Annotated in this window: 20 protein-coding genes; 3 read left to right on the top strand and 17 right to left on the bottom strand. The window is 69.7% G+C overall.

Annotated features, from left to right (window positions below):
* Nucleotides 1-4 precede the first annotated feature (4 nt).
* Nucleotides 5-2,368 (bottom strand): FdhF/YdeP family oxidoreductase, encoded by a 2,364-nt coding sequence (locus G6G98_RS03055; RefSeq protein ID WP_208321413.1) that lies wholly within the window; start codon nucleotides 2,366-2,368, stop codon nucleotides 5-7.
* On the bottom strand, nucleotides 2,365-3,249 hold the full coding sequence (gene fdhD, locus G6G98_RS03060; protein ID WP_164233694.1) for a formate dehydrogenase accessory sulfurtransferase FdhD: 885 nt from the start codon (nucleotides 3,247-3,249) through the stop codon (nucleotides 2,365-2,367). The genes G6G98_RS03055 and fdhD overlap by 4 nt, the downstream gene beginning before the upstream one ends.
* Nucleotides 3,250-3,322: 73 nt before the next feature.
* Between fdhD and G6G98_RS03065 the strand changes: the two genes are divergently transcribed.
* A complete protein-coding gene (locus tag G6G98_RS03065) occupies nucleotides 3,323-4,261 on the top strand; it encodes a Dyp-type peroxidase (protein WP_164233693.1) in 939 nt (312 codons plus the stop codon).
* Nucleotides 4,262-4,270: 9 nt separating this feature from the next.
* Here G6G98_RS03065 and mutM read toward each other — a convergent pair whose 3' ends face one another.
* The 8 genes from mutM to G6G98_RS03105 form a co-directional block, all read right to left on the bottom strand.
* Entirely contained in the window at nucleotides 4,271-5,137 is an 867-nt protein-coding gene (gene mutM, locus G6G98_RS03070) for a bifunctional DNA-formamidopyrimidine glycosylase/DNA-(apurinic or apyrimidinic site) lyase (protein ID WP_164233692.1), read from the bottom strand.
* Nucleotides 5,130-5,822: a ribonuclease III gene (gene rnc, locus G6G98_RS03075; RefSeq protein WP_067351428.1), complete on the bottom strand. Its 693-nt coding sequence runs from the start codon at nucleotides 5,820-5,822 to the stop codon at nucleotides 5,130-5,132. The genes mutM and rnc overlap by 8 nt, the downstream gene beginning before the upstream one ends.
* Before the next feature lie 13 nt (nucleotides 5,823-5,835).
* Nucleotides 5,836-6,045, bottom strand: a complete 210-nt coding sequence (rpmF, locus tag G6G98_RS03080) for a 50S ribosomal protein L32 (protein ID WP_019179169.1) — start codon at nucleotides 6,043-6,045, stop codon at nucleotides 5,836-5,838.
* 2 nt (nucleotides 6,046-6,047) lie between these two features.
* A complete protein-coding gene (locus tag G6G98_RS03085) occupies nucleotides 6,048-6,596 on the bottom strand; it encodes a YceD family protein (protein ID WP_067351425.1) in 549 nt (182 codons plus the stop codon).
* A 73-nt stretch (nucleotides 6,597-6,669) separates the two neighbouring features.
* Nucleotides 6,670-7,167, bottom strand: coding sequence for a pantetheine-phosphate adenylyltransferase (coaD, locus tag G6G98_RS03090; RefSeq protein WP_067351421.1), 498 nt, complete (start codon nucleotides 7,165-7,167; stop codon nucleotides 6,670-6,672).
* Between the two features lie 30 nt (nucleotides 7,168-7,197).
* Entirely contained in the window at nucleotides 7,198-9,369 is a 2,172-nt protein-coding gene (locus G6G98_RS03095) for an ATP-dependent DNA helicase RecG (RefSeq protein ID WP_164233691.1), read from the bottom strand.
* Nucleotides 9,370-9,405: 36 nt separating this feature from the next.
* Nucleotides 9,406-10,638, bottom strand: coding sequence for a serine hydrolase domain-containing protein (locus G6G98_RS03100; RefSeq protein ID WP_084788261.1), 1,233 nt, complete (start codon nucleotides 10,636-10,638; stop codon nucleotides 9,406-9,408).
* 20 nt (nucleotides 10,639-10,658) lie between these two features.
* Nucleotides 10,659-12,314 carry a biotin carboxylase gene (locus G6G98_RS03105; protein WP_084788260.1) on the bottom strand — a complete coding sequence of 552 codons (1,656 nt, stop codon included), beginning with the start codon at nucleotides 12,312-12,314 and terminating at the stop codon, nucleotides 10,659-10,661.
* Nucleotides 12,315-12,454: 140 nt separating this feature from the next.
* Here G6G98_RS03105 and rsmD point away from each other — a divergent pair, with 140 nt between their 5' ends.
* Nucleotides 12,455-13,060, top strand: coding sequence for a 16S rRNA (guanine(966)-N(2))-methyltransferase RsmD (gene rsmD, locus G6G98_RS03110; protein ID WP_164233690.1), 606 nt, complete (start codon nucleotides 12,455-12,457; stop codon nucleotides 13,058-13,060).
* On the opposite strand, the gene thiL is transcribed toward rsmD, so the two are convergent.
* Nucleotides 13,030-14,025 carry a thiamine-phosphate kinase gene (gene thiL / locus G6G98_RS03115; RefSeq protein ID WP_164233689.1) on the bottom strand — a complete coding sequence of 332 codons (996 nt, stop codon included), beginning with the start codon at nucleotides 14,023-14,025 and terminating at the stop codon, nucleotides 13,030-13,032. The genes rsmD and thiL overlap by 31 nt on opposite strands.
* A gap of 23 nt (nucleotides 14,026-14,048) precedes the next feature.
* Here thiL and G6G98_RS03120 point away from each other — a divergent pair, with 23 nt between their 5' ends.
* A complete protein-coding gene (locus tag G6G98_RS03120) occupies nucleotides 14,049-14,519 on the top strand; it encodes a DUF3515 family protein (protein WP_164233688.1) in 471 nt (156 codons plus the stop codon).
* 37 nt (nucleotides 14,520-14,556) lie between these two features.
* Here the strand turns inward: G6G98_RS03120 and G6G98_RS03125 are convergent, their stop codons facing one another.
* The 6 genes from G6G98_RS03125 to leuC all read right to left on the bottom strand — a co-directional run bounded on the left by G6G98_RS03125 (nucleotide 14,557) and on the right by leuC (nucleotide 20,908).
* Nucleotides 14,557-15,639, bottom strand: a complete 1,083-nt coding sequence (locus G6G98_RS03125) for a D-alanine--D-alanine ligase family protein (RefSeq protein ID WP_164233687.1) — start codon at nucleotides 15,637-15,639, stop codon at nucleotides 14,557-14,559.
* Nucleotides 15,545-16,675 (bottom strand): NAD(P)H-dependent glycerol-3-phosphate dehydrogenase, encoded by a 1,131-nt coding sequence (locus G6G98_RS03130; RefSeq protein ID WP_067351402.1) that lies wholly within the window; start codon nucleotides 16,673-16,675, stop codon nucleotides 15,545-15,547. The genes G6G98_RS03125 and G6G98_RS03130 overlap by 95 nt, the downstream gene beginning before the upstream one ends.
* Nucleotides 16,668-17,417: a lysophospholipid acyltransferase family protein gene (locus G6G98_RS03135; RefSeq protein WP_067351398.1), complete on the bottom strand. Its 750-nt coding sequence runs from the start codon at nucleotides 17,415-17,417 to the stop codon at nucleotides 16,668-16,670. The genes G6G98_RS03130 and G6G98_RS03135 overlap by 8 nt, the downstream gene beginning before the upstream one ends.
* Nucleotides 17,418-17,422: 5 nt before the next feature.
* Nucleotides 17,423-18,790, bottom strand: coding sequence for a UDP-N-acetylglucosamine 1-carboxyvinyltransferase (gene murA, locus G6G98_RS03140; RefSeq protein ID WP_164233686.1), 1,368 nt, complete (start codon nucleotides 18,788-18,790; stop codon nucleotides 17,423-17,425).
* Between the two features lie 67 nt (nucleotides 18,791-18,857).
* Complete coding sequence (leuD, locus tag G6G98_RS03145) at nucleotides 18,858-19,454, bottom strand: 3-isopropylmalate dehydratase small subunit (RefSeq protein ID WP_164233685.1); 597 nt, start codon at nucleotides 19,452-19,454, stop codon at nucleotides 18,858-18,860.
* 2 nt (nucleotides 19,455-19,456) lie between these two features.
* Complete coding sequence (leuC, locus tag G6G98_RS03150; RefSeq protein WP_067351388.1) at nucleotides 19,457-20,908, bottom strand: 3-isopropylmalate dehydratase large subunit; 1,452 nt, start codon at nucleotides 20,906-20,908, stop codon at nucleotides 19,457-19,459.
* Nucleotides 20,909-21,064 lie beyond the last annotated feature (156 nt).

Below are 21,064 nucleotides of genomic sequence, written 5' to 3' on the forward strand. Positions count from 1 at the left end.
CTGGTCAGCTCGGCCGGGCGCTCCGCGCCGGGCTGACCCGGACGTGGATGCTCTTCATCAGGGGCTGATCGCTCTGCGCGCTGTAGTCGGCGGGGCCGATCAGGACGTTCATCTCCGGCATGTAGCCCGCCGCACTCCCCCGCGGGGTGTTGTACGCGAGGGCACGGTACTGACGGAGCTCGCGCAGCGAACCGTCCTTCGATGTGGAGACGATGTCCACGAGATCGCCCTGGGCGATCCCCCGGTCCTTCATGTCCTCCGCGTTCATGAAGATCAGCTCTCGCAGGTTCTTCACCCCGCGATAGCGGTCGTTGTTGGAGTAGATGGTGGTGTTCCACTGGTCGTGCGAGCGCATCGTCTGCAGCACCAGCATGTCCTCCGACGGCGGCCGCACGTCGTAGAGCGGTGCCCCGGAGAACTCCGCTCTGCCGCTCGGGGTGCGGAAGTCGAGTTCGCGCGCGGGCTGCGGGATCCTGAACCCGTTCGGCTGCCTGATGAGGTCGTTGAAACCCTCGAATCCGGGCAGCACCTCGGCCATCACGTCGCGGATGGCGTCGTAGTCGGCGACGTACGACTCCCAGGGCAGAGGGCTGTCCGGCATCGTGGCTCTGGCCATGCGCGCGATGATGTCCGGCTCGGACAGCAGGTGCTCGGATGCCGGCTTCTTCTTGCCCACCGAGAGATGGACCATGCTCATCGCGTCCTCGACCGTCTGCCCCTGCAGTCCCGACGCCTGTTCGTCTGCTTCGGTGCGACCGAGGCACGGCAGGATCAGCGCCTTCTTCCCGTGCACCAGGTGACTCCGGTTCAGCTTCGTGCTCACCTGCACGGTGAGACGGCACCGGGTCATGGCCTGCGCCGTGTGCACGGGGTCGGGGACGGCCGAGACGAAGTTGCCGCCCAGCGCGACGAACACCTTGACCGCTCCTTCATGCATCGCGCGGATGCTGGCGACCGTGTCCAGACCCGGCGTCCGCGGAGACGTGATCCCGAGCACGGCGTCGAGCCGGTCGAGCAGCCAAGCCGGTGCGTGGTGATCGATGCCGCAGGTCCTGTTGCCCTGCACGTTGCTGTGCCCCCGCACCGGCGCGGGCCCCGCACCGGGACGCCCGATGTTGCCGCGCAGCAGCAGCACGTTCGTGAACTCGCGCACCATGTCGACCGCGTGCTCCTGCTGACTCACGCCCAGGCACCAGCTGATGATCGCCTTGTCCGCCTTGAGGTACAGTTCACCGGCGTGCCGCAGCTGCTCCTCGGTGAGGCCCGACTGGACCACGAGCTCCTGCCAGGAGGTCGCCTCCACGAGGGCGCGGTACTCGGCGAAGCCCTGCGTGTAGCTCTCGATGAAGCCGGAGTCGAGCACCCCGGGGTCGGTCTCCGCCGCCTCGAACACGACCTTCGCGACGGCGCGCATCAGCGCCATGTCCCCACCCGGCCGCACCTGCAGATCGAGCGTCCCGGTCGCGTGAGTCTTGAACAGCGCCATGTCGACGAAGTCGTGCGGCACGATCGTGCGCCGGGATGCCGCCTCGACCAGCGGATTGACGTGCACGACCTGTGCACCGTTCTTCACCGCGTTCGAGAGCGCCGTGAGCATCCGCGGGGCGTTCGACGCCGCGTTCACCCCGATCAGGAAGAGGAGGTCGGTCTGCTCCCAGTCCTCGAGGGTCGTCGTGCCCTTGCCGGTGCCGATGGAGGCCTTGAGCGCGCGGCCGGATGCCTCGTGGCACATGTTCGAGCAGTCCGGCATGTTATTCGTGCCGTACTCGCGCATCATCAGCTGATAAAGGAAGGAGGCTTCGTTGCTGAGACGGCCTGACGTGTAGAAGGTCGCCTCATCGGGGCTGTCGAGCCCCCGCAGCTCTTCGCCGATGAGGGCGAACGCGTCGTCCCAGCTGATCGGCGCGTATCGATCGGTCTCCGGATCGTATGCCATCGGCTCTGTGAGGCGTCCGGCGTTCTCGAGGTCGAAGTCGGTCCACTCCGAGAGCTCGGTGACGGTGTGCTGCGAGAAGAATCCGCTGCCGACTCGCTTGTGCGTCATCTCCCACGTGACGTGCTTCATGCCGTTCTCGCAGATGTCGAGCTGCAGGCCCTGCTGATCGTCCGGCCACGCGCATCCCGGGCAGTCGAAGCCCTTGATCGGGTGGTTCATCTTGAGCATCGCGAGTGCGCCTGTCACAGGCGCCTGCGATCGCAGCAGCACCTGACCGACGGAGAGCGCGGCGCCCCATCCGGCCGCCGGGTGATGGTAGTCGCCCCAGGACCAGGGACGCGTCGTGAGAGGCCCGTATCCGCCTTGACGGGGCACGTCCGGCATCAATCCGAGCGCCGCACCCTGCTTCGTGTCGTCATCCAGATCCGTCATGATCCTGCTCCCTCCACCTGGAGCGCGGAATCCTCCGACGCTCCCGTCGCGATCGTCACCCTGTGCGGATGCGCATAGACGTTCATCGAACGCCCTCGCAGGAATCCCACGAGGGTGAGCCCGCGAGCCTCCGCCAGCTCGGCGGCCAGCGACGACGGCGCCGAGACGGCGGCGAGGACGGGGATGCCCGCCATCGCCGCCTTCTGCACCAGTTCGAAGCTCGCCCGCCCGGAGACCTGAAGCACGGTGCCGCGCAGCGGAAGGCGATCGTTCAGCACGGCCCAGCCGACGACCTTGTCGACCGCGTTGTGCCGGCCGACGTCCTCGCGGAGCACGAGCATCTCCCCGCTCCACGCGTCGAAGAGGGCTGCGGCGTGCAGGCCGCCGGTCTTGTCGAAGGCATCCTGGTTCGCACGGAGCATCCCGGGGAAGGCGGCGAGTCGTTCGGCGTCCACGGGGGTGTCGTCGACAGAGAGGTCATACGCCGACACGGTCTCGACCGCTTCGATGCTCGCCTTGCCGCACACTCCGCAGGAGCTCGTCGTGTAGAACGAGCGGGCGAGATCCGCAGAGGGCGGACGGACGCCGGGAGCGAGCGCCACGTCGAGGACGTTGTAGGTGTTCTCCGCGCCTCCGGTGCCCGGCCCGCCGCAGTGGATCGCCGTCCGGAAATCCGATCCCGTGGAGATGACGCCCTCGGAGACGAGGAATCCCGCCGCCAGTTCGACATCGTGGCCGGGAGTGCGCATCGTCACGGCGAGCGGCGCTCCGAGGACGCGGATCTCCAGCGGCTCCTCGACGGCGAGCGTGTCCGGCATCCGTCGCGCCTCGCCGTCGAGCGCGATCTTCAGCACCGGCCGTCGTGTCGTGATGCGTCCCACGGCTCCGAGCGTACTCCTCACTGCGCCGCGCGGCCGCCACTGCTAGCCTCTCGCTGATCGAGGAGGTCCTCCGATGTCCGAACGCCGCGTGCCCATCGCGCCCCAACAGGTCGACGCACCCCTCACTCGCGCCGCCGTGTTCCTCGTCGTCACGGTCGCCGACGACGCGATCGGCACGATCCGCGCAGCCCTCGCCGGCATCGACGATGTCGTCAAGTCCGTCGGCTTCCGCGACCTCGGCGCCCGTCTCTCCTGCACGGTCGGGATCGGCAGCAGAGTGTGGACGGCTCTCACCGGTCACCCCCTGCCGGCAGAGCTGCGACCGTTCCGCGAGGTCTCAGGCCCCGCGCACACCGCGGTGTCCACTCCGGGAGACCTGCTCTTCCACATCCGCTCCGAACGGCAGGACCTGTGCTTCGAACTGGAACGGCTGCTGCTCGAGTCCCTCGGAACCGGCATCCGCACGGAGGACGAGGTCGCGGGGTTCCGGTACTTCGACGCCCGCGATCTGCTCGGGTTCGTCGACGGCTCGGCGAACCCGATCGGTCCCGACCTCCCCGCGGCCACCCTGGTCGGTGAGGAGGACGAGGCGTTCGCCGGCGGCAGCTATGTCGTCGTTCAGAAGTACCTGCACGACCTGTCCGCCTGGCAGAGGCTGAGCACCGAGCAGCAGGAGGCGATCATCGGGCATCGCAAGGCGGACAACCTCGAGCTGGACGACGCTCCGGATGGCGTGCAGAAGGCGCACAAGACCCTCGCCACCATCAGCGACAAGAGCGGGGAGCACGACATCCTCCGCGACAACATGCCGTTCGGCAGCCCTGCCGCCGGGGAGTTCGGCACCTACTTCATCGGCTACACCCGGCACCTGTGGGTCATCGAGCGGATGCTGGAACGGATGTTCCTCGGCGATCCGCCCGGCCTGCACGACCGCCTGCTCGACTTCTCGATCGCGAAGACGGGAACGACGTTCTTCGCGCCGTCTGCGACGTTCCTCGCCGGCCTCGGCTGAAGCCGCGGGTCAGCGCGCGCGCCGCTGGCAGCGCGGGCAGTAGTGGCTGGAGCGATTCATGAACGCCACGCGGCGGATGCTGCCGCCGCAGCGCGGGCACGGCTCGCCTCCGCGCCCGTAGGCGTTGAGGGAATGCGCGAAATAGCCGGCCTGGCCGTTCACGTTCACATACTGGGCGTCGAAACTCGTGCCGCCCTCAGCGAGCGCCTTGGCGAGCACCGCCCGCACCTCGGCGAGCAGCCGGCGGACCGCCTGCGTGGAGAGAGCGCTCGCAGGGGTCTCCGGATGGATGCGGGCCGCCCACAGCGACTCGTCCGCGTAGATGTTGCCCACGCCGCTGATCACGCCCTGATCGAGCAGCACCCTCTTGATGGCGCTGCTTCGGCGCCCGAGCGCCGCGCGGAACGCGTCGTCGTCGAACGCGGGGTCGATGGGGTCCCTGGCGATGTGCGCGACCTGTGACGGGATCTGCGAATCCCCATCGGCGATGAGCGCGTCCACCGCCAGTGACCCGAACGTGCGCTGATCCGAGAACACGACGGCGAGCTCGCCGTGGGCCGGATGCTCGAGATGGATGCGGATGCGCTCGTGTCGTTCGGCGACGGCATCCGGGGTCCGGAGCAGCATCTGCCCGCTCATGCCCAGGTGCGCGATGAGGGCGGCGTCGCCGGTGTCGAGCGGAAGCCAGAGGAACTTGCCCCGCCGCTCGGCGGCGGCGAACCTCCGTCCTTCGAGACGGGCCGCGAAATCGGCCGCACCGGCCGGATGCCGGGTGAGGGCTCGCTCGTCGAACACGCTGACGGCGCTGATCCGGGAGCCGATCGCCGCCGGCGCGAGTCCGGCGCGCACGACCTCGACCTCGGGCAGCTCAGGCACGGTCGCTGAGCACGCGCCAGGCGCTGAGTGCCGCCGCCATCTCCGCGGTCTTCTTGCTGCTGCCGTTGCCGGACATGCTCACATCGCCGACGACGACCGTGGCGGTGAAGCGGCGGTCGTGGTCGGGACCGCTCGCCTCGACGGAGTACTGCGGCGGGGTGGCGCCGACGCGCGCGGCCAGCTCCTGCAGGCTCGTCTTCGGGTCCATCGCGGCGCCGTAGCGCTCGGGGTCGGCGAGCAGCGGCTCCGTGAGCCGCAGCACCAGCTTCGTCGCGGCCTCGGGTCCCGCGGACAGATACGTCGCGCCGATCACGGCCTCCATGGTGTCCGCGAGGATCGAGTCCTTGTCGCGACCGCCGGTCTGCTCCTCCCCGCGCCCGAGCAGAAGGTGGCTGCCGAGATCGATGCCTCGGGCGACCTCGGCGAGGGCGACCGTCGACACGACGCTCGCGCGCCGCTTCGCCAGTTCGCCCTCGTCGAGCTCAGGATGCGTGGTGAAGAGCATCACCGTGACAGCCTGCCCCAGCACCGAGTCGCCGAGGAACTCGAGACGCTCGTTGTGCGGGATCCCGCCGTGCTCGTACGCGTAGGAACGGTGGGTGAGGGCCAACTCAAGAAGCTCCGCGTCGATCTCGACGCGGAGCTTGCCCGAGAGCCCCTTCCCGCCCAGAGGGACCTCCGTCACGATGTTTCGAGACTCAGACGTCCGCGACCTTGCGGCCCTTGTACTCCAGGAAGAGCTCGGTGCCCTGCGAGTCGGTGACGACCTTCGCCTGGTGCGGGCGGCTGTAGACGACCTTGCCGTTCTCGATGGTCTTGACGAGCGTGGGGGCCTCCGCCTTCCACTGCGCGCGACGCGAGCGGGTGTTGGAACGGGAGACCTTGCGCTTCGGGGGGTTACCAGCCATGACTAGCTCTCTTCTTTCTCGGCGGCACGGCTCTCTGCCGTGCCGTCTTGGTCTGTGATCTGCTGGAGCGCACTCCATCGAGGATCGATGGGAGCGGCCTGCTCCGTCCCGGTGCTCACGGTCAGCCTCTCACCCGTTCTCGGGTCGAGACCCGGGCAGTCCGGCTGACACACCGGCTGAAATGGAAGCGACAATACGGCCGCATCCCTGACGAGAGTTTCAAGATCCACGTGGTCGTCTTGAACCTCGAAGTCAGTTTCTTCCTCACCAGGATACGCGAAAAGCTCCTGGAACTCGACTTCGACAGGCCGGGTGATGTCGGTGAGGCATCGTCCGCACACTCCGCTGTACTCGGCATCCGCCGTTCCGGAGACGAGGATGCCCTCGTGAACGGACTCCAGACGGACGTCGAGATCCACCTCGGAACCGGGTTCGTAGGCGACGATGCCCTCGCCCCACTGATCGGTCAGGGTGACCGTGAACTGATGCTCGCGCATCTCGCCCGGCCGTCGGACGATGTCGCGGACGGGGAGGACGAAGGGGCCGCTCATTCGGGTTCTCACCCGGCCATGCTACCGGCTCCTGCTGTGGCCGGACCGAGTGCGCGCCTCGGCGGAGGCACGGTCAGAGGCCGCGCGCACCCGTGTCGAGGAACGCCGCGACCGCCGGAGGCACGAACGGCGAGACGTCCCCGCCGAGGCCGGCGACCTGGCGGACGAGCGAGCTGGACACCATCGCGTGCGACGGGTCGGGCAGCAGGAACACCGTCTCGATGTCGGCGAGATGGCGGTTCACGATCGCCATCGGCGACTCGTAGGCCACGTCGATCTGGGATCGGATGCCCTTCACCAGCACGCCGGCGTTCACGTCGCGCGCGTAGTCGACGAGCAGGCCCATGCTCCAGGAGCCGACGACGATGTCGCCCTCCATGCCGTCCTCGGCGATGGACTGCTCCAGCAGCGCGAGGCGCTGCGCGATCGGGAGCATCGCCTCCTTGCCGGGGTTGTGCACGACGAGGACGTGGAGCTCGTCGTACAGCCGGGCGGCCCGGCGGATGACATCGAGATGACCCAGGGTCGGCGGATCGAAGGAACCCGGCACGACGGCGATCCGGCTGCTCATGGATCCAGCCTAGGGCACGCCGCGACCGTGTCAGTTCTTCGCGAGCGCGGCGCGGTCGTCGTCGCTCACGCGCCGCGAGATCGCCGCGCGCAGCCCGGGGTGGGCGGACAGGTCGGGATCCGCTGCGAGGATGCCCTCGGCGAGCTCTCTGGCGCGCACGATGAGTCCGGAGTCCTTCACGACCCGGAGGAGCTTGAGGGAGGACCGCACGCCGGCCTGCGCCGCACCGAGGACGTCGCCCTCTCCGCGGAGCTCCAGATCCACCTCCGCGAGTGCGAAGCCGTCGAGCGTGGAGGCCACGGCGTCGACCCGCTCACGGGCCACCGAGCCGGCCTCGGCCTCGGTCACCAGCAGGCACAGCCCTGGCACACCGCCGCGTCCGACGCGTCCGCGCAGCTGGTGGAGCTGAGAGACCCCGAAGCGGTCGGCGTCGAGGACGATCATCGTCGACGCGTTGGGCACGTCGACGCCCACTTCGATGACGGTCGTGGCGAGCAGCAGGTCGATGTCGCCCCGCGCGAACGCCTGCATCACGGCGTCCTTCTCGTCCGAGGGCATGCGTCCGTGCAGCACCGCGCGCCGCAGCCCGCCCAGAGTCGGATGGGTGGAGAGAGCCTCGTCGAGCTGCACGACGCCCCAGCGCGGTCCGGCTGCACCCTCCGGCTGGGGCGGCTGGTCCCCGGCCTCCGCGGTCTTCTTCGTCGTGTCGATCGCCGCGCACACCGCGAACACCTGACGACCCTGGGCGATCTCCTCGGCCGCGCGCTCCCACACCCGGTTGAACCAGCCGGGGTGCTCGGCCAGGGGTGCGACGAACGACTGGATGCCCGCGCGGCCGGCGGGCATGGTGCGGATCACCGAGGTGTCGAGATCGCCGAACACGGTCATGGCGACCGTGCGCGGGATCGGCGTGGCGGTGAGGACCAGTGCATGCGGGCTCGATCCCTTCGCACGGAGCGCCTCGCGCTGCTCGACGCCGAACCGGTGCTGCTCATCGACCACGACCAGTCCCAGGTCCGCGAACGTGGTCTTCTCCCCCAGCAGCGCGTGGGTGCCGACGACGATGAGGGCCTGCCCGGAGGCCACCCGCAGCGCAGCCTTGCGCCGCTCCGCCGCCGTCATCTGCCCGGTGAGCAGGGTGGGCATCACGAGCGGCGCGAGGTCAGGACCGAGCATCTTCGCGATCGACCGCAGATGCTGCGCCGCGAGGACCTCTGTCGGAGCGATCAGCGCGGCCTGTCCCCCGGACTCGGCCACCTGCAGCATCGCCCGCAGGGCGACCAGGGTCTTGCCGGAGCCGACCTCGCCCTGGACGAGCCTGTTCATCGGCCAGGAGCCGACGAGATCCGCGGCGATCTGCGCGCCGACGCTCTGCTGGTCGGGTGTGAGCGTGTACGGCAGGGACGCGTCGAAGCGCTCGAGCAGTCCCCCGGGCGCGGCCGGACGAGACGTCGCCGCGAGGGCTCGCACCTCCTCGCGCTGCTGCAGGAGCGCGGTCTGAAGGGTGAGCGCCTCATGCATCCGCAGGGTGCGGACGGCGGGGTCGATGTCGTTGCGGGTGCGCGGACGGTGGATGCGCTCGATCGCCTCCCTCGCCCCGAGGAGCTCCTCCTTCGCCCTGACGTCGGCGGAGAGCGGATCGGGGACCTCGGACAGCCCGTCGAGGACCCGTCCGACGAACTTCGCGATCTGCCAGGTCTGGATGCTCGAGGTCGCCGGGTAGATGGGGATGAGCTCGGCCGCACGGGCGTCGGCGCGGCGGCGGGCCGCGTCCTCGTCGTCGAACAGCTCGTACTCCGGATGCGCGAACTGCGTCACGCCGTTGAACTCGCCGACCTTGCCGGAGAAGACGCCGCGGCGGCCCACGGCGAGCTGGTCGGCGCGCCACTGGGCCGCGCCGAGGTTCTTCGCGAAGAAGGTGAGGGACATCCGACCGATGCCGTCGCCGATGACGACGTCGACCATCGCCCCGCGACGGTTGCGCATCACCCGCGCGCTCGACGACAGCACCTCCGCCACGATGGTGACGGTCTCCCCGAGCGGCAGCTCGCGGATCGGCGTCAGCTCCCCCGGGTCGGCGTATCGCCGCGGGTAGTGCGAGAGGAGGTCGCCGACCGTGGACATGCCGAAGGCACGGTTCAGCGTCTTCGCCGGAGCGTCTCCGAGGGCCTCCTCGAGAGTCGAGTCGAGCGTGAGCGGCATGCCTCCGACCCTATCCGCCGCATCCGACACCGCTGCTCATGCGATGGCTCTGGCCACCGCATCGAAGGCACGGATGGTCCAGAGCAGCTTCTCGCCGTCCTGCGGCGTCGGCCAGCTCGACAGCTTCGCCGCGACGACCCCGGCGGCGCGGTTGATGTAGACCATCTGACCGTGGATGCCCAGGGCGAGCGCGACGTCGGAGCCCTCGTACGGGAACCAGAAGCCGTTGCGGTACATGCCGCCGGGCATGAGCGTCGGCTCCGGTGCGTTCGCGAACGCCCCGCGCGAGTCCGCGCCTCCGGCGAAGGTGTCGGCCACCCACGCGGGGGGCAGCACCTGCCGGCCGTCGAGCGCCGCGCCGTCGCGGAGGTAGAGAAGGCCGAACCGGGCCAGGTCGCGCAGCGCGGCGGAGACGCCGCCGTCGAACATCCCGGCGCCGACGGAGTCGATCCCCACGTGCGCGCCGAACTCGGCGCCCATCTCCTGCCACAGGCGGCGCGACATCACCTCGGCGGCGTGCACGCCGGTCGCTCCCTCGATGACGAACGAGAGGGCGTCGGTCTCGCAGGACTTGTACTCGAAGCGGCCCCCGTGCTCGTGCTCCGCGTCCAGACTCGCCAGCAGCTCGAGGAGCGTGCCGGGGACGTCGGCGCGACGACGGGGAGCCCAGCCGATCGCCTGCTCGAGGAGTCGCACCTCGGCGTCGGCATCCAGGTAGTCCTCCGAGAAGCGCACGCCGGTGCGCATGTCGAGGAGGTGCCGGACGGTCGCGCCGTCATAGCCGGACCCGGTCAGCGCGGGCACGTAGGCGGTGACGGCGGCCTCGGGGTCGAGGACGCCGTCGCCGACGAGGATGCCCGCGGTCGTCGTCGTCAGCGACTTGCTCACCGACATCAGCAGGTGCGCCGTCGCCGGCTGCATCGTGTTGAAGTACCGCTCCCCCATCACCGCGCCGTCGCGGGTGACGATCCAACCGTCGGTGTGGGTCGTCGCCATCACGTCGTCGAACGACGCCGATCGCGTCTCCCACGGGTGCGCGACGGGTATCAGGGACAGGTCGGCAGGCACCGCCGGCATGGGCGTGACCCGCTCTCCGCGCGCGATCGGATGCACCGGCAGGAAGTCGGCGATGTGCTGCATCGACCACTCCAGATACGGTGCACGCTGCCACTCGTCGAGCGGGGGCGGAGCCCCCACTGCGACGACGGCAGGCGCGACGGAAGGGTCGATGCCGGCGATTTCGGGTTCGGCGTCAGCTTCGAAGATCATCGAGGCGAGTATCGCACAGGTCAGGCCTTCGAACCGTGCTCGGCGACCTCCACGACCTCGGCCGGCGGCAGCGGCGTCGCCGCGTACATCGCCCGCACCGAGTCGATGAGGTGCTTCGCCCGGATCGTCAGCTCGCCCGCCGGAGTCTGCAGGCGCCCCTTCGTGACGAGGATGCCGAGGTCGGCGCCCTTCCAGCGGTAGTCGCCCGGTCCGTAGATCCGCAGGTAGAACGCTTCGGATTCGCTGTGCAGCAGGTGCCAGTCGAGGTCGCCCTGGGAGAACACGAGCCGTCCCTGCAGGTCGTACACGTAACGGCCGGTCGGCGGAGCGACGTCGATGTGCTCCACGGTGTCCACGGTGTGCTTGATCACCATGTGGCTCCACACGTCTGCCGCAGCGAGCTCCTCCCAGCGCTCGTTGATCTCGTCCACATCGAGGGTGAACTCGACGCCCGCGAACTCGAGCAGGTGGAACACGAACAGCGGCACGTCGGCATAGGCGCCCGCCGTCACGTTGGTGATCGCCGAGGCCCCGGAGATGCGCGGGTTCAGCTCGCCGAGGTACACCTCGCCGGTGTCGGTGTCGAGGAGCACGTCGACCTCGAAGAAGCCGCGATACCCCTCCTGCCCGAGCCGGTCGCCGAGACGGCGCACGAGCTGGGTGGCGCGGTGACGGGCATCCGTCTCCAGGACGCCGGGGAACATCTCGTTGCCCGACCAGCCGCCGCGGTAGGGCGTGAGCGCGCCGTGGCCGGTGATCTCGGTCATGAACGGGCCGACGATCGTGCCGTGCCGCGTGAGGACCGCCTCGACGGCGATCGGGCGGTTGTTGATCCGCTTCATGATCTTCACCTCGACGCCGCGCAGGTCGTCGGCGATCCGGTCGTACCCGGACTCGTCGGTCACGAAGAACGTGGTCTTGCCGGAATCGCCGTAGGCGGTCTGGATCACGAGGTCGGTGCCGAGCCCCGCCTTCTCCGCCGCCGCCACGACATCCGCCCAGGAGTCGACGGTCGTGATGATGTTGGGCACGCTCGCCACGCCGACCGAGTCGGCGATCCTCGTCGTCACCATCTTCGAGTCCAGGTGCTCGCGGAGCTTCGCCGGGGGGAGTATCAGCTCGAAGCCGAGCTCCTCGCAGATCGCCTCGGTCTCCTCGTCGAAGAACACCATCGCTATCCGCGGCCGTTCGCCGGCGGGCGTGAGGCGCGCGATGTGAGCCCGGACCTCGTGGTGGCGCAGCAGCCAGTTGTTGATCTCCTCGCCGCTCTGGAAATCGACGTACGGCTTGTCGATCGGGCTGAACACGCGCGGATGCGCACCCTGCCAGCTGTCGTAGTAGGCGATGTAGGAGAAGCCGCGGACCCAGCGGTCGAGGCCGAGGAGATTGAACGCGGAGGCTCCGACGAAGAACACCGGCGTCCGGTTCGTGCGGAAGTAGTGACGGATCTCGGACATGTTCCGCAGGGCGTGAGTGATCGCTGGCGGCTCCAGCACGACCCCCTGCTCCCCGGAGAGATCCTCGGCGTCGAGGGTCGGCTCGGCGGTCGGCAGCGGCCCCGTGACCAGATCCACGGGCGGAACGGTCTCGCGCTTCGAACCCGGCTTCGCGCGACTCGCCGTTGTCTTGCGTGCGGTGGTGGTGCGCTTCGCCGGGGTCTTACGGGGTGTTGCCATTGTGATCCTCCTCGATCAGGGCAGGGCGGTGCTCTTGTCGGGGGTGTGACGATCATGCCAGGTCGCAACCCCGCCGACAATCCCGAACCTACTCTTGTTTCTCGTGTTTCCGTCGACCTTCGCTGCCGTATCGTGAACGGGTGACCAGGATCATCGCCGGGAGGGCCCGAGGAGCGCGACTCGAGGTCCCTGGTTCCGGCACCAGGCCGACGAGCGACCGGGTGCGCGAGTCGCTGTTCGGCGCGCTGGAGTCCGCGGACGCGATCGCCGGCGCGCGCGTGCTCGACCTCTACGCCGGCTCCGGCGCTCTCGGCCTGGAGGCGCTCAGCCGCGGCGGAGGATCCGCCGACCTCGTCGAGCGGGGCCGTCCGGCGGCCGCGATCGTTCGCCGCAATGCGGCGATCGTGGCGAAGGCGAGCGGGCTGCCCCCGGCACGCGTGCACGAGAGTCCCGTCCGCGCGTTCCTGCAGCGCGCAGCGGGGCCGTTCGACCTGGTGTTCTCCGACCCGCCCTACGACCTCGAGGATGAGGCGATGACGGGCGACCTCATCGCGCTCGCTCCGCTCCTCTCCCCCGACGCGATCGTCGTCGTCGAGCGCGCCCGCCGCGCGACGCCTCCGGACTTCGCAGCAGCCGGGCTGGAGCTCTTCCGGGAGAAGACCTACGGCGACACAACCCTCTGGTGGGGTGAGCCGGCCTCCGAGGCCGAGGAGTCTCAGCCCGCGGCCGAATCCCAGTCCCGGTAGGGGTCCCATCCGGAGACGTCCACAGGGGCGTCGTCGCAGAGGAGATCCTCATCGCCGCGAGCCCTCGCCGCGCCTATGACCCGGAATCCCGGCGGCAGCACACCCGGGGGGAAGGCGGCGAGCAGCGCGTGGTCCTCGCCGCCTGCCAGCGCCCGCCCAGGCGCCTCACCCAGCGCCGCCCTGTCGAGGGCGATCGTGACGCCGGATGCCGCCGCCATCCGCCGCGCATCGAGGGCGAGTCCGTCCGAGATGTCCATCATCGCCGTCGCCCCTGCGACGGCCGCGAACGGACCGAGCCCGATGGGAGGAGCAGGACGGAGCTGTGCGGCCACCGCCGCGCTCTCTCCGGGTGCGAGAAGGGCCGGATCGACGGGGATCGGCGTCTCGCCGTCGCGGAAGCGCCCGAACAGCACAGCCAGGCCGTGCGCGGCGTTGCCGAGCTCACCGGCGACGGCGATCACGTCGCCGGGTGCGGCACCCGCCCTGGTCACCGGGGCGCGCCCCTCGAGATCGCCGAGTGCCGTCACCGCCACGGTGAGGACGTCGGACACGGTGAGGTCGCCGCCCACCACGGAGCATCCGGGCGCCAGCGCCTCGCAGGCCTCCCGGAAGCCGTCTGCCAGGCTCTCGACGAAGGAGAGCCGGAGATCGCGCGGCACGGCGAGGGCGACGAGCAGCGCCGTCGGCCGCGCTCCCATGGCCGCCACGTCCGCGAGGTTCACCGCTGCGGCCTTCCAGCCGAGGTCGTAGCCGCTCGACCAGGCGAGCCGGAAGTCCGGGCCGTGCACGAGCGTGTCCGTCGTCGCGACAACGGAACCGGACGGCGCGGCGACCACGGCCGCGTCGTCGCCCGGGCCGATCAGCGCATGCGTCGCCGGGACCGTCCGGGCCAGGATCGCCCGCAGGATCGTCCCCTCGGAGAGGTCGCCGAGGCGCGGGTCATCGTCGTCGGGTCGGGAGGGCATGCTGTCAAAGGTAGCCTGGAACCATGCCCCGTTCTCGCCGCTTCGCCGTCGCCACGGGGGCCGTGGCCCTCGCCTGGGTCCTGTCCGGCTGCTCGACGACGATCCACCTCGAGCCAGCGGCCGACGCGAACGATCCGCACTGCGCGGCGGTGTCGGTGCTGCTGCCCGACGCCATCGGCGATCTCGACCGCGTATGGACCGACGCGCAGGCCACCGGCGCCTGGGGCGAGCCGACGGTCGTGCTGCGGTGCGGCGTCGAACCACCGGCTCCCCAGACGCTGGAGTGCGTCACCCTCGGCGGCGTCGACTGGCTCGTCCTCGATCAGGAGGACGAGCGTCAGCGCCTGGTCTCGTTCGGCCGCGACCCCGCCGTCGAGATCAGCATCCGCCGCGGCGAGGAGATCGACTTCGCGACGGTCGTGGAGAGCATCTCCACCAGCATCCAGTCGGGCCTGCTGCCGGCCACGATGACCTGCAGCGACCGGCCGGGCTGACCGGCGCACGGCTTCCGCCGAGCGCCGGTCGTCGCGGTCAGCGGCGCAGACCGGCCTCGATCAGCTCGGAGATGAGGTCTCCGTAGCCGAGCCCGGACGCGACCCAGCACTTCGGGAACATCGAGATCGGCGTGAAGCCGGGCATCGTGTTCAGCTCGTTGACGACCAGCTCGCCGGACGCGGTGAGGAACATGTCGACCCGTGCGAGACCGCGGCCGTCGACGGCTTCGAACGCACGGACCCCCGCATCCTGGATCGCGGCGATCTCGGCATCCGTGAGCTCGGCCGGGCAGACGACGTCCACGCCGTCGCCGCCGAGATACTTGCCCTCGAAGTCGTAGAAGCCCCGGGAGGTGAGCACGATCTCGCCGGGGAGCGAGGCGCGGATGCCGTCGGCGCCCTCGAGCACGGCGACTTCGATCTCGCGCCCGGCGACCCCGGTCTCGATGAGCACCTTGTCGTCCTCGGCGAACGCCACGGCGAGGGCGGCGTCGAGCTCGGACGGGTCCTCCACCTTGGAGACGCCGACGCTGGATCCGGCGCGGGCCGGCTTCACGAACAGCGGCAGTCCGAGCGCCGCGGCCGAAGCACGCACACCCTCGGCATCCGCCGCCCACTGCCGCGCCCTGACCGTGACCCAGGGGGCGACGGCGATGCCGGCGGCCTGCAGAGCGATCTTCATGAAGTGCTTGTCCATGCAGATCGCGGAATCGAGCACGCCGCCGCCGGCGTAGGGAACCTCGAGCGTGTCGAAGTACCCCTGGATGGTGCCGTCCTCGCCGTGCGGTCCGTGCAGGATCGGCAGCACGATGTCGATCTCTCCGAACACGTCGATCTCCCCGTCCGCGCGCACGACGCGCAGCGTGCGGTCGCCGCCCGGCTCGGGCCAGAGCACGCGGGTGCCGTTGTCGACGACCTCGGGCAGGTGCGCGGCGTCCAGCGGGAACTTCGCGGGGTCGTCCTCCTCGAGGACGAAGGCACCCTCACGGGTGATCCCCACCGGGATCACCGCGTAGCGGTCGCGATCAATCGCGCCGAGCACCCCGCCCGCCGTTGCGGAGCTGATCGAATGCTCGCTGGAACGCCCGCCGAAGAGGACCACCACCGTCTGCTTGTCCATAGTTGGTCCTCTCCCCCTGCGGGGTGTCGTCGTCCGTCGTCAGGTGGGGTGCGATGTCGCGCGGGTTCATCTTCCCGTCGAGCACCATCTTCACCTGTTCGACGATGGGCATGTCCACCTCGGACTCGCGGGCGAGCTGCAGCACCGGGGCGACGGAAGCGAGCCCCTCCGCGGTCTGCTGCATCTGCTTCACGACATCCTGGAAGCTGTAGCCCTGGCCGAGCAGGCGCCCGGCCGTGTTGTTGCGGCTCAGCGGAGACTGGCACGTCGCGATCAGGTCGCCGAGCCCCGCGAGTCCCTGCAGCGTCTCCGGGTGCGCGCCGTTGGCCACCGCGAAGTCGGTCATCTCCACGAGACCGCGGGTGATGATCGACGCCTTCGTGTTCTCGCCGTAGCCGACGCCGTCGACGATGCCGATGGCCACCGCGATGAGGTTCTTCAGGACGCCGCCGAACTCCGTGCCGATCACGTCGGTGTTCACGAAGGTGCGGAAGTAGCGGTTGCGTGCCGCTCGCGCGATCTCCTCCGCCGTCTCCAGGCTGCGCGAGGAGATCACGGCGGCCGTCGGCTGCTCGCGGGCGATCTCCAGCGCCAGGTTCGGTCCTGAGGCCACAGCGATGCGCTCCGGATCGCAGCGCAGCTCCTGCTCGATCACCTGGCTCATCCGCAGGCCCGTGGATCGCTCGACGCCCTTCATGAGGCTGACGATCTTCGCGTCGTTCTCCGCGAGCAGCGGACGCAGTGCCTTCAGGTTCTCACGCAGCGACTGGCTCGGCACCGACAGGTAGACCTGTTCGACGCCTTCGAGCGCGTGCGCGAGCTCGTGCGTCGCCGCCATGGTCCGCGGCAGGTTGATGCCGGGCAGGTAGCGGGAGTTGCGCTTGGCCTCGTCGATCTCGTGCGCGAGCTCCGCACGGCGCGCCCACATGGTGACCTGGGCGCCGCCGTCGGCGAGGATCTTCCCGAAGGTGGTGCCCCAGCTTCCGGCGCCGATCACGGCGACGCGGGGACCAGCGGGAACGGCTCTCTTAGTCAAGGCGGCCCGTCTCCTTCTGTCCGTGTGATGCAGGGTTCCAGCGCTCCGCAGGGGCCTTCTCGTCGCGGATCTGCTCGAGCAGCGCGGTGATCGCGGCCATCAGCCGCTTCGTCGCCTCGCTCAGCACGGCGGGCTCGTTGCCCCGCCCGCGGAGGTCGGAGAGGTCCACCGGATCGCCGATGACGACGTCGATCGGCTTGCGCAGCGGCCAGAGGCTGATCCCCTTCTGATAGCGGCCCATGATCGCCTGGGTGCCCCACTGCGCCATCGGGATGAGCGGGATGTCGTCGGCAAGCGCCAGGCGCACCGCGCCGGACTTGCCGCGCATCGGCCACAGGTCGGGATCGCGGGTGAGCGTCCCCTCCGGGTAGACGATGACACCGCGGCCGTGCTCGACGAGCTCTTCGGACTGCTTGAGCGTCTGCTTCGCGGCCGACGCCGATGACGATCGGGCGACGGGGATCATGCCGGTCGACCGGAGGATCCAGCCGACGACCGGGATCCGGAACAGGCTGTCCTTCGCCATGAACCGCGGCGCGCGTCCCAGCCGCCACACGGCGACCGCGACGATCAGCGGGTCGAACTCGGAGTAGTGGTTCGGCGCGAGGACGTACGCCCCCTCGGCAGGGAGCTTCTCGCGTCCGGTGATGCGGATCTTCGCGAGCAGCGAGATCAGCGGCACGACGATCGCCGCGAGCGGCCAGAACAGGCTGGGCCGCCGCGTCTCGGACCGGGAACCCATCGGGGTCACCGGATGACGTCGAAGTCGGCGCCGAGGGCGTCGAGCTTGGCGAGGAACTTCTCGTAGCCGCGGCTGAGGATGTCCACGCCGGAGACCCTCGACTCGCCCTCTGCGGTGAGCGCCGCGATGACGTGGCTGTACCCGCCTCGCAGGTCGGGGACGACGATGTCGGCACCGTGCAGCGGAGTGGGTCCGGTGATGACGGCCGCCTGCTCCAGCTCTCGCCGGGGGACGCGCCGCGGTCCGTCCTGCAGGCCGTGCGGATGCACGACGATGTCCGCCCCCATCTTGACGAGCGCGTCGGTGAACCCCATCCGGTTCTCGTACACGGTCTCGTGCACGACCGAGCGACCGTTCGCCTGGGTGAGCGCCACGACGAGAGGCTGCTGCCAGTCGGTCATGAATCCGGGGTGGACGTCAGTCTCGACGACGACCGGCTGCAGCTCGCCGGCGCGACGGAAGAGGATGCCGTCCTCCTGGATGTCGAACCATCCGCCGGCCTTGCGGAACACGTTGAGGAAGGTGAGCATCTCCTGCTGCTTCGCTCCGCCGACGAAGATCTCGCCATCGGTGGCCAGCGCCGCAGACGCCCAGGAGGCGGCCTCGTTGCGGTCGAAGATCGACCGGTGGTCGTAACCCCGCAGGTGCTCGACGCCCTCGATGAGGATGACGCGGTTGGGCTCGTAGGAGATGATCGCGCCCATCTTCTGCAGCACCGCGATGAGATCCATGATCTCCGGCTCGATGGCCGCGTTGCGCAGCTCCGTCGTGCCCTCGGCGCGGACGGCGGTGAGCAGCACCTGCTCGGTCGCGCCGACGCTGGGGTACGGGAGGTGGATGTTCGCGCCGTGCAGACGCCCGTGGGGCGTGGAGAGACGGATGCCGCTGGGCAGCTTCTCCACGACCGCGCCGAACTTGCGCAGGGCGTCCAGGTGGAAGTCGATGGGACGGTCGCCGATGCGGCATCCGCCGAGGTCGGGGATGAAGGCCTGGCCGAGGCGGTGCAGGAGCGGTCCGCAGAAGAGGATCGGGATGCGCGACGCGCCGGCGTGGGCGTCGATCTCCTCGAAGTGCGCCGATTCCACTCCGCTCGGGTCGAACACGAGAGAGCCGGGCTCATCGCCCGGCGCGACCTGCACGCCGTGCACCTCGAGCAGGGAGCGCACCACGGCGACGTCGCTCAGATCGGGCACGTCGCGCAGCGTGCTCGCCGTCTCACCGAGAAGGGTCGCGACCATGGCCTTGGTGGCGAGGTTCTTCGCGCCCTTGACATCGACGCGTCCGCGCAGCGGGCGGCCTCCTCGAATGGCGAGGACGTCTCCGGTGAGAGCGGGAGCTCCGTCCGGGAGAGCGTCGCGCACGGGTGTCGTCATTCGGAGCCTCACTTCATCACACGGTAATCGGGGGCGGGTCGCCCCTGGCTCCCCCGCCCCCTCCGTGTCACTGAACGGGGAGGGTCCGGGGCCGCCACGACTCGCGGCGGGCCTCGAACTGCGCGATCCTGTCTTCGTTGCGCAGCGTGAGCCCGATGTCGTCGAGCCCTTCGAGGAGCCGCCACCTAGTGTAATCGTCGATCCCGATGTCGGCCTGGACGTCGCCGATGGACGCGGTGCGGTCCTCCAGGTTCACGGTGATCTGCGCCCCGGGATTCCGGTCGATCTCGGCCCAGATGCGCTCGAGATCCTCGTCGGAGATCGTCGCGGCCAGGAGTCCCTGCTTGCCGGAGTTGCCGCGGAAGATGTCCGCGAAACGGGGGCTCAGGACGACCTTGAAGCCGAAGTCGCGCAGCGCCCAGACGGCGTGCTCGCGGCTGGACCCTGTGCCGAAGTCGGGGCCGGCGACGAGCACGGAGGCTCCCTGGAACGGCGCCTGGTTCAGCACGAACTCGGGGTCCTGCCGCCACGCGTGGAAGAGCGCGTCGTCGAAGCCGGTCTTGGTGACCCGCTTCAGGAACACGGCGGGGATGATCTGGTCGGTGTCGACGTTGGACCGCTTCAGCGGGGCCGCGATGCCGGTGTGGGTGGTGAACTTCTCCATGATCAGACCTCCGCCGTCTCGTTCAGGTCGCTCGGGCTGGACAGGGTGCCGCGGATCGCGGTCGCCGCGGCGACCAGCGGCGACACGAGGTGGGTGCGCCCTCCCTTGCCCTGACGGCCCTCGAAGTTGCGGTTCGAGGTGGATGCGCACCTCTCCCCCGGCGCTAGCTGGTCGGGGTTCATGCCCAGGCACATCGAGCATCCGGCGAAGCGCCACTCGGCGCCGAAGTCCTTGATGATCTTGTCCAGCCCCTCGGCCTCGGCCTCGAGCCGCACTCGCGCGGAACCCGGGACGACCATGACGCGGACGCCGTCGGCCTTCTTCCTGCCCTCGATGATCGACGCGAAGGCGCGGAGATCCTCGATGCGGCTGTTGGTGCACGAGCCCATGAACACCGCGTCCACCGGCACCTCCTTGAGAGGCGTGCCCGGTTTGAGGTCCATGTACTCCAGCGCCCGCTCGGCCGCCGCCCGCTCGTTCGGGTCGGCGATCTCGGCAGGGTCCGGGACGGATGCCGACAGCGAACTGCCCTGACCGGGGTTGGTTCCCCAGGTCACGAACGGCTCGAGCTCGTCGGCGTCGATGAAGACCTCGGCGTCGAACACCGCGCCCTCGTCGGTGGGGAGCGTGCGCCAGTAGGCGACCGCATCCTCCCAGTCCTGGCCCTTCGGGGCGTGCGGCTTGCCCTCGACGTACGCGAAGGTGGTCTCGTCGGGGGCCACCATGCCGGCACGGGCGCCGGCCTCGATCGACATGTTGCAGATCGTCATCCGCCCCTCCATCGACAGCGCACGAATGGCGCTGCCGCGGTACTCCAGGACGTATCCCTGCCCGCCGCCGGTGCCGATCTTCGCGATCACCGCGAGGATGATGTCCTTCGCGGTCACGCCGGGCTTGAGCGTGCCCTCGACGTTGATGGCCATGGTCTTGAAGGGCTTCAGCGGCAGCGTCTGCGTGGCCATGACGTGCTCGACCTCGCTGGTGCCGATGCCGAACGCCATCGCGCCGAACGCGCCGTGCGTCGAGGTGTGCGAGTCTCCGCAGACGACGGTGATGCCCGGCATCGTCAGGCCGAGCTGCGGGCCGACGACATGGACGATGCCCTGCTCGGCGTCGCCGAGCGAGTGCAGGCGGACGCCGAACTCCTCGGCGTTCTTCCGCAGCGTGTCGATCTGGGTCCGGCTGGTGAGATCCGCGATCGGCTTGTCGATGTCCCACGTCGGAGTGTTGTGGTCTTCGGTCGCGATCGTGAGGTCGAGTCGACGCAGCGGCCGACCCTCCGCACGGAGGCCGTCGAAGGCCTGCGGGCTGGTCACCTCGTGCACGAGATGCAGATCGATGTAGATGAGGTCGGGCTGCCCGTCCTCTCCCTTCACGACCAGATGGTCGTCCCAGACCTTCTCGGCGAGGGTGCGGGGGCGTGCAACGGCGGCGTCGGATGCAGGGGTGTTCATTGAGGTTCTCCTGAAGCTGGCGGTTCGGCCCACGATGGACTCCGCGACGAGGAGGGGCTCAGAACGAGGTCTCGTCGCGGCCGCTAAGAAGGAGCACGATCCGCATGACGTCAGGCTACCACCGCTCGGACGCCGGTCCGTGCGGTGTGACGACAG

Origin of the sequence: Microbacterium hydrocarbonoxydans (assembly GCF_011752045.1) — a bacterium.
Classification (GTDB): Bacteria; Actinomycetota; Actinomycetes; order Actinomycetales; family Microbacteriaceae; genus Microbacterium.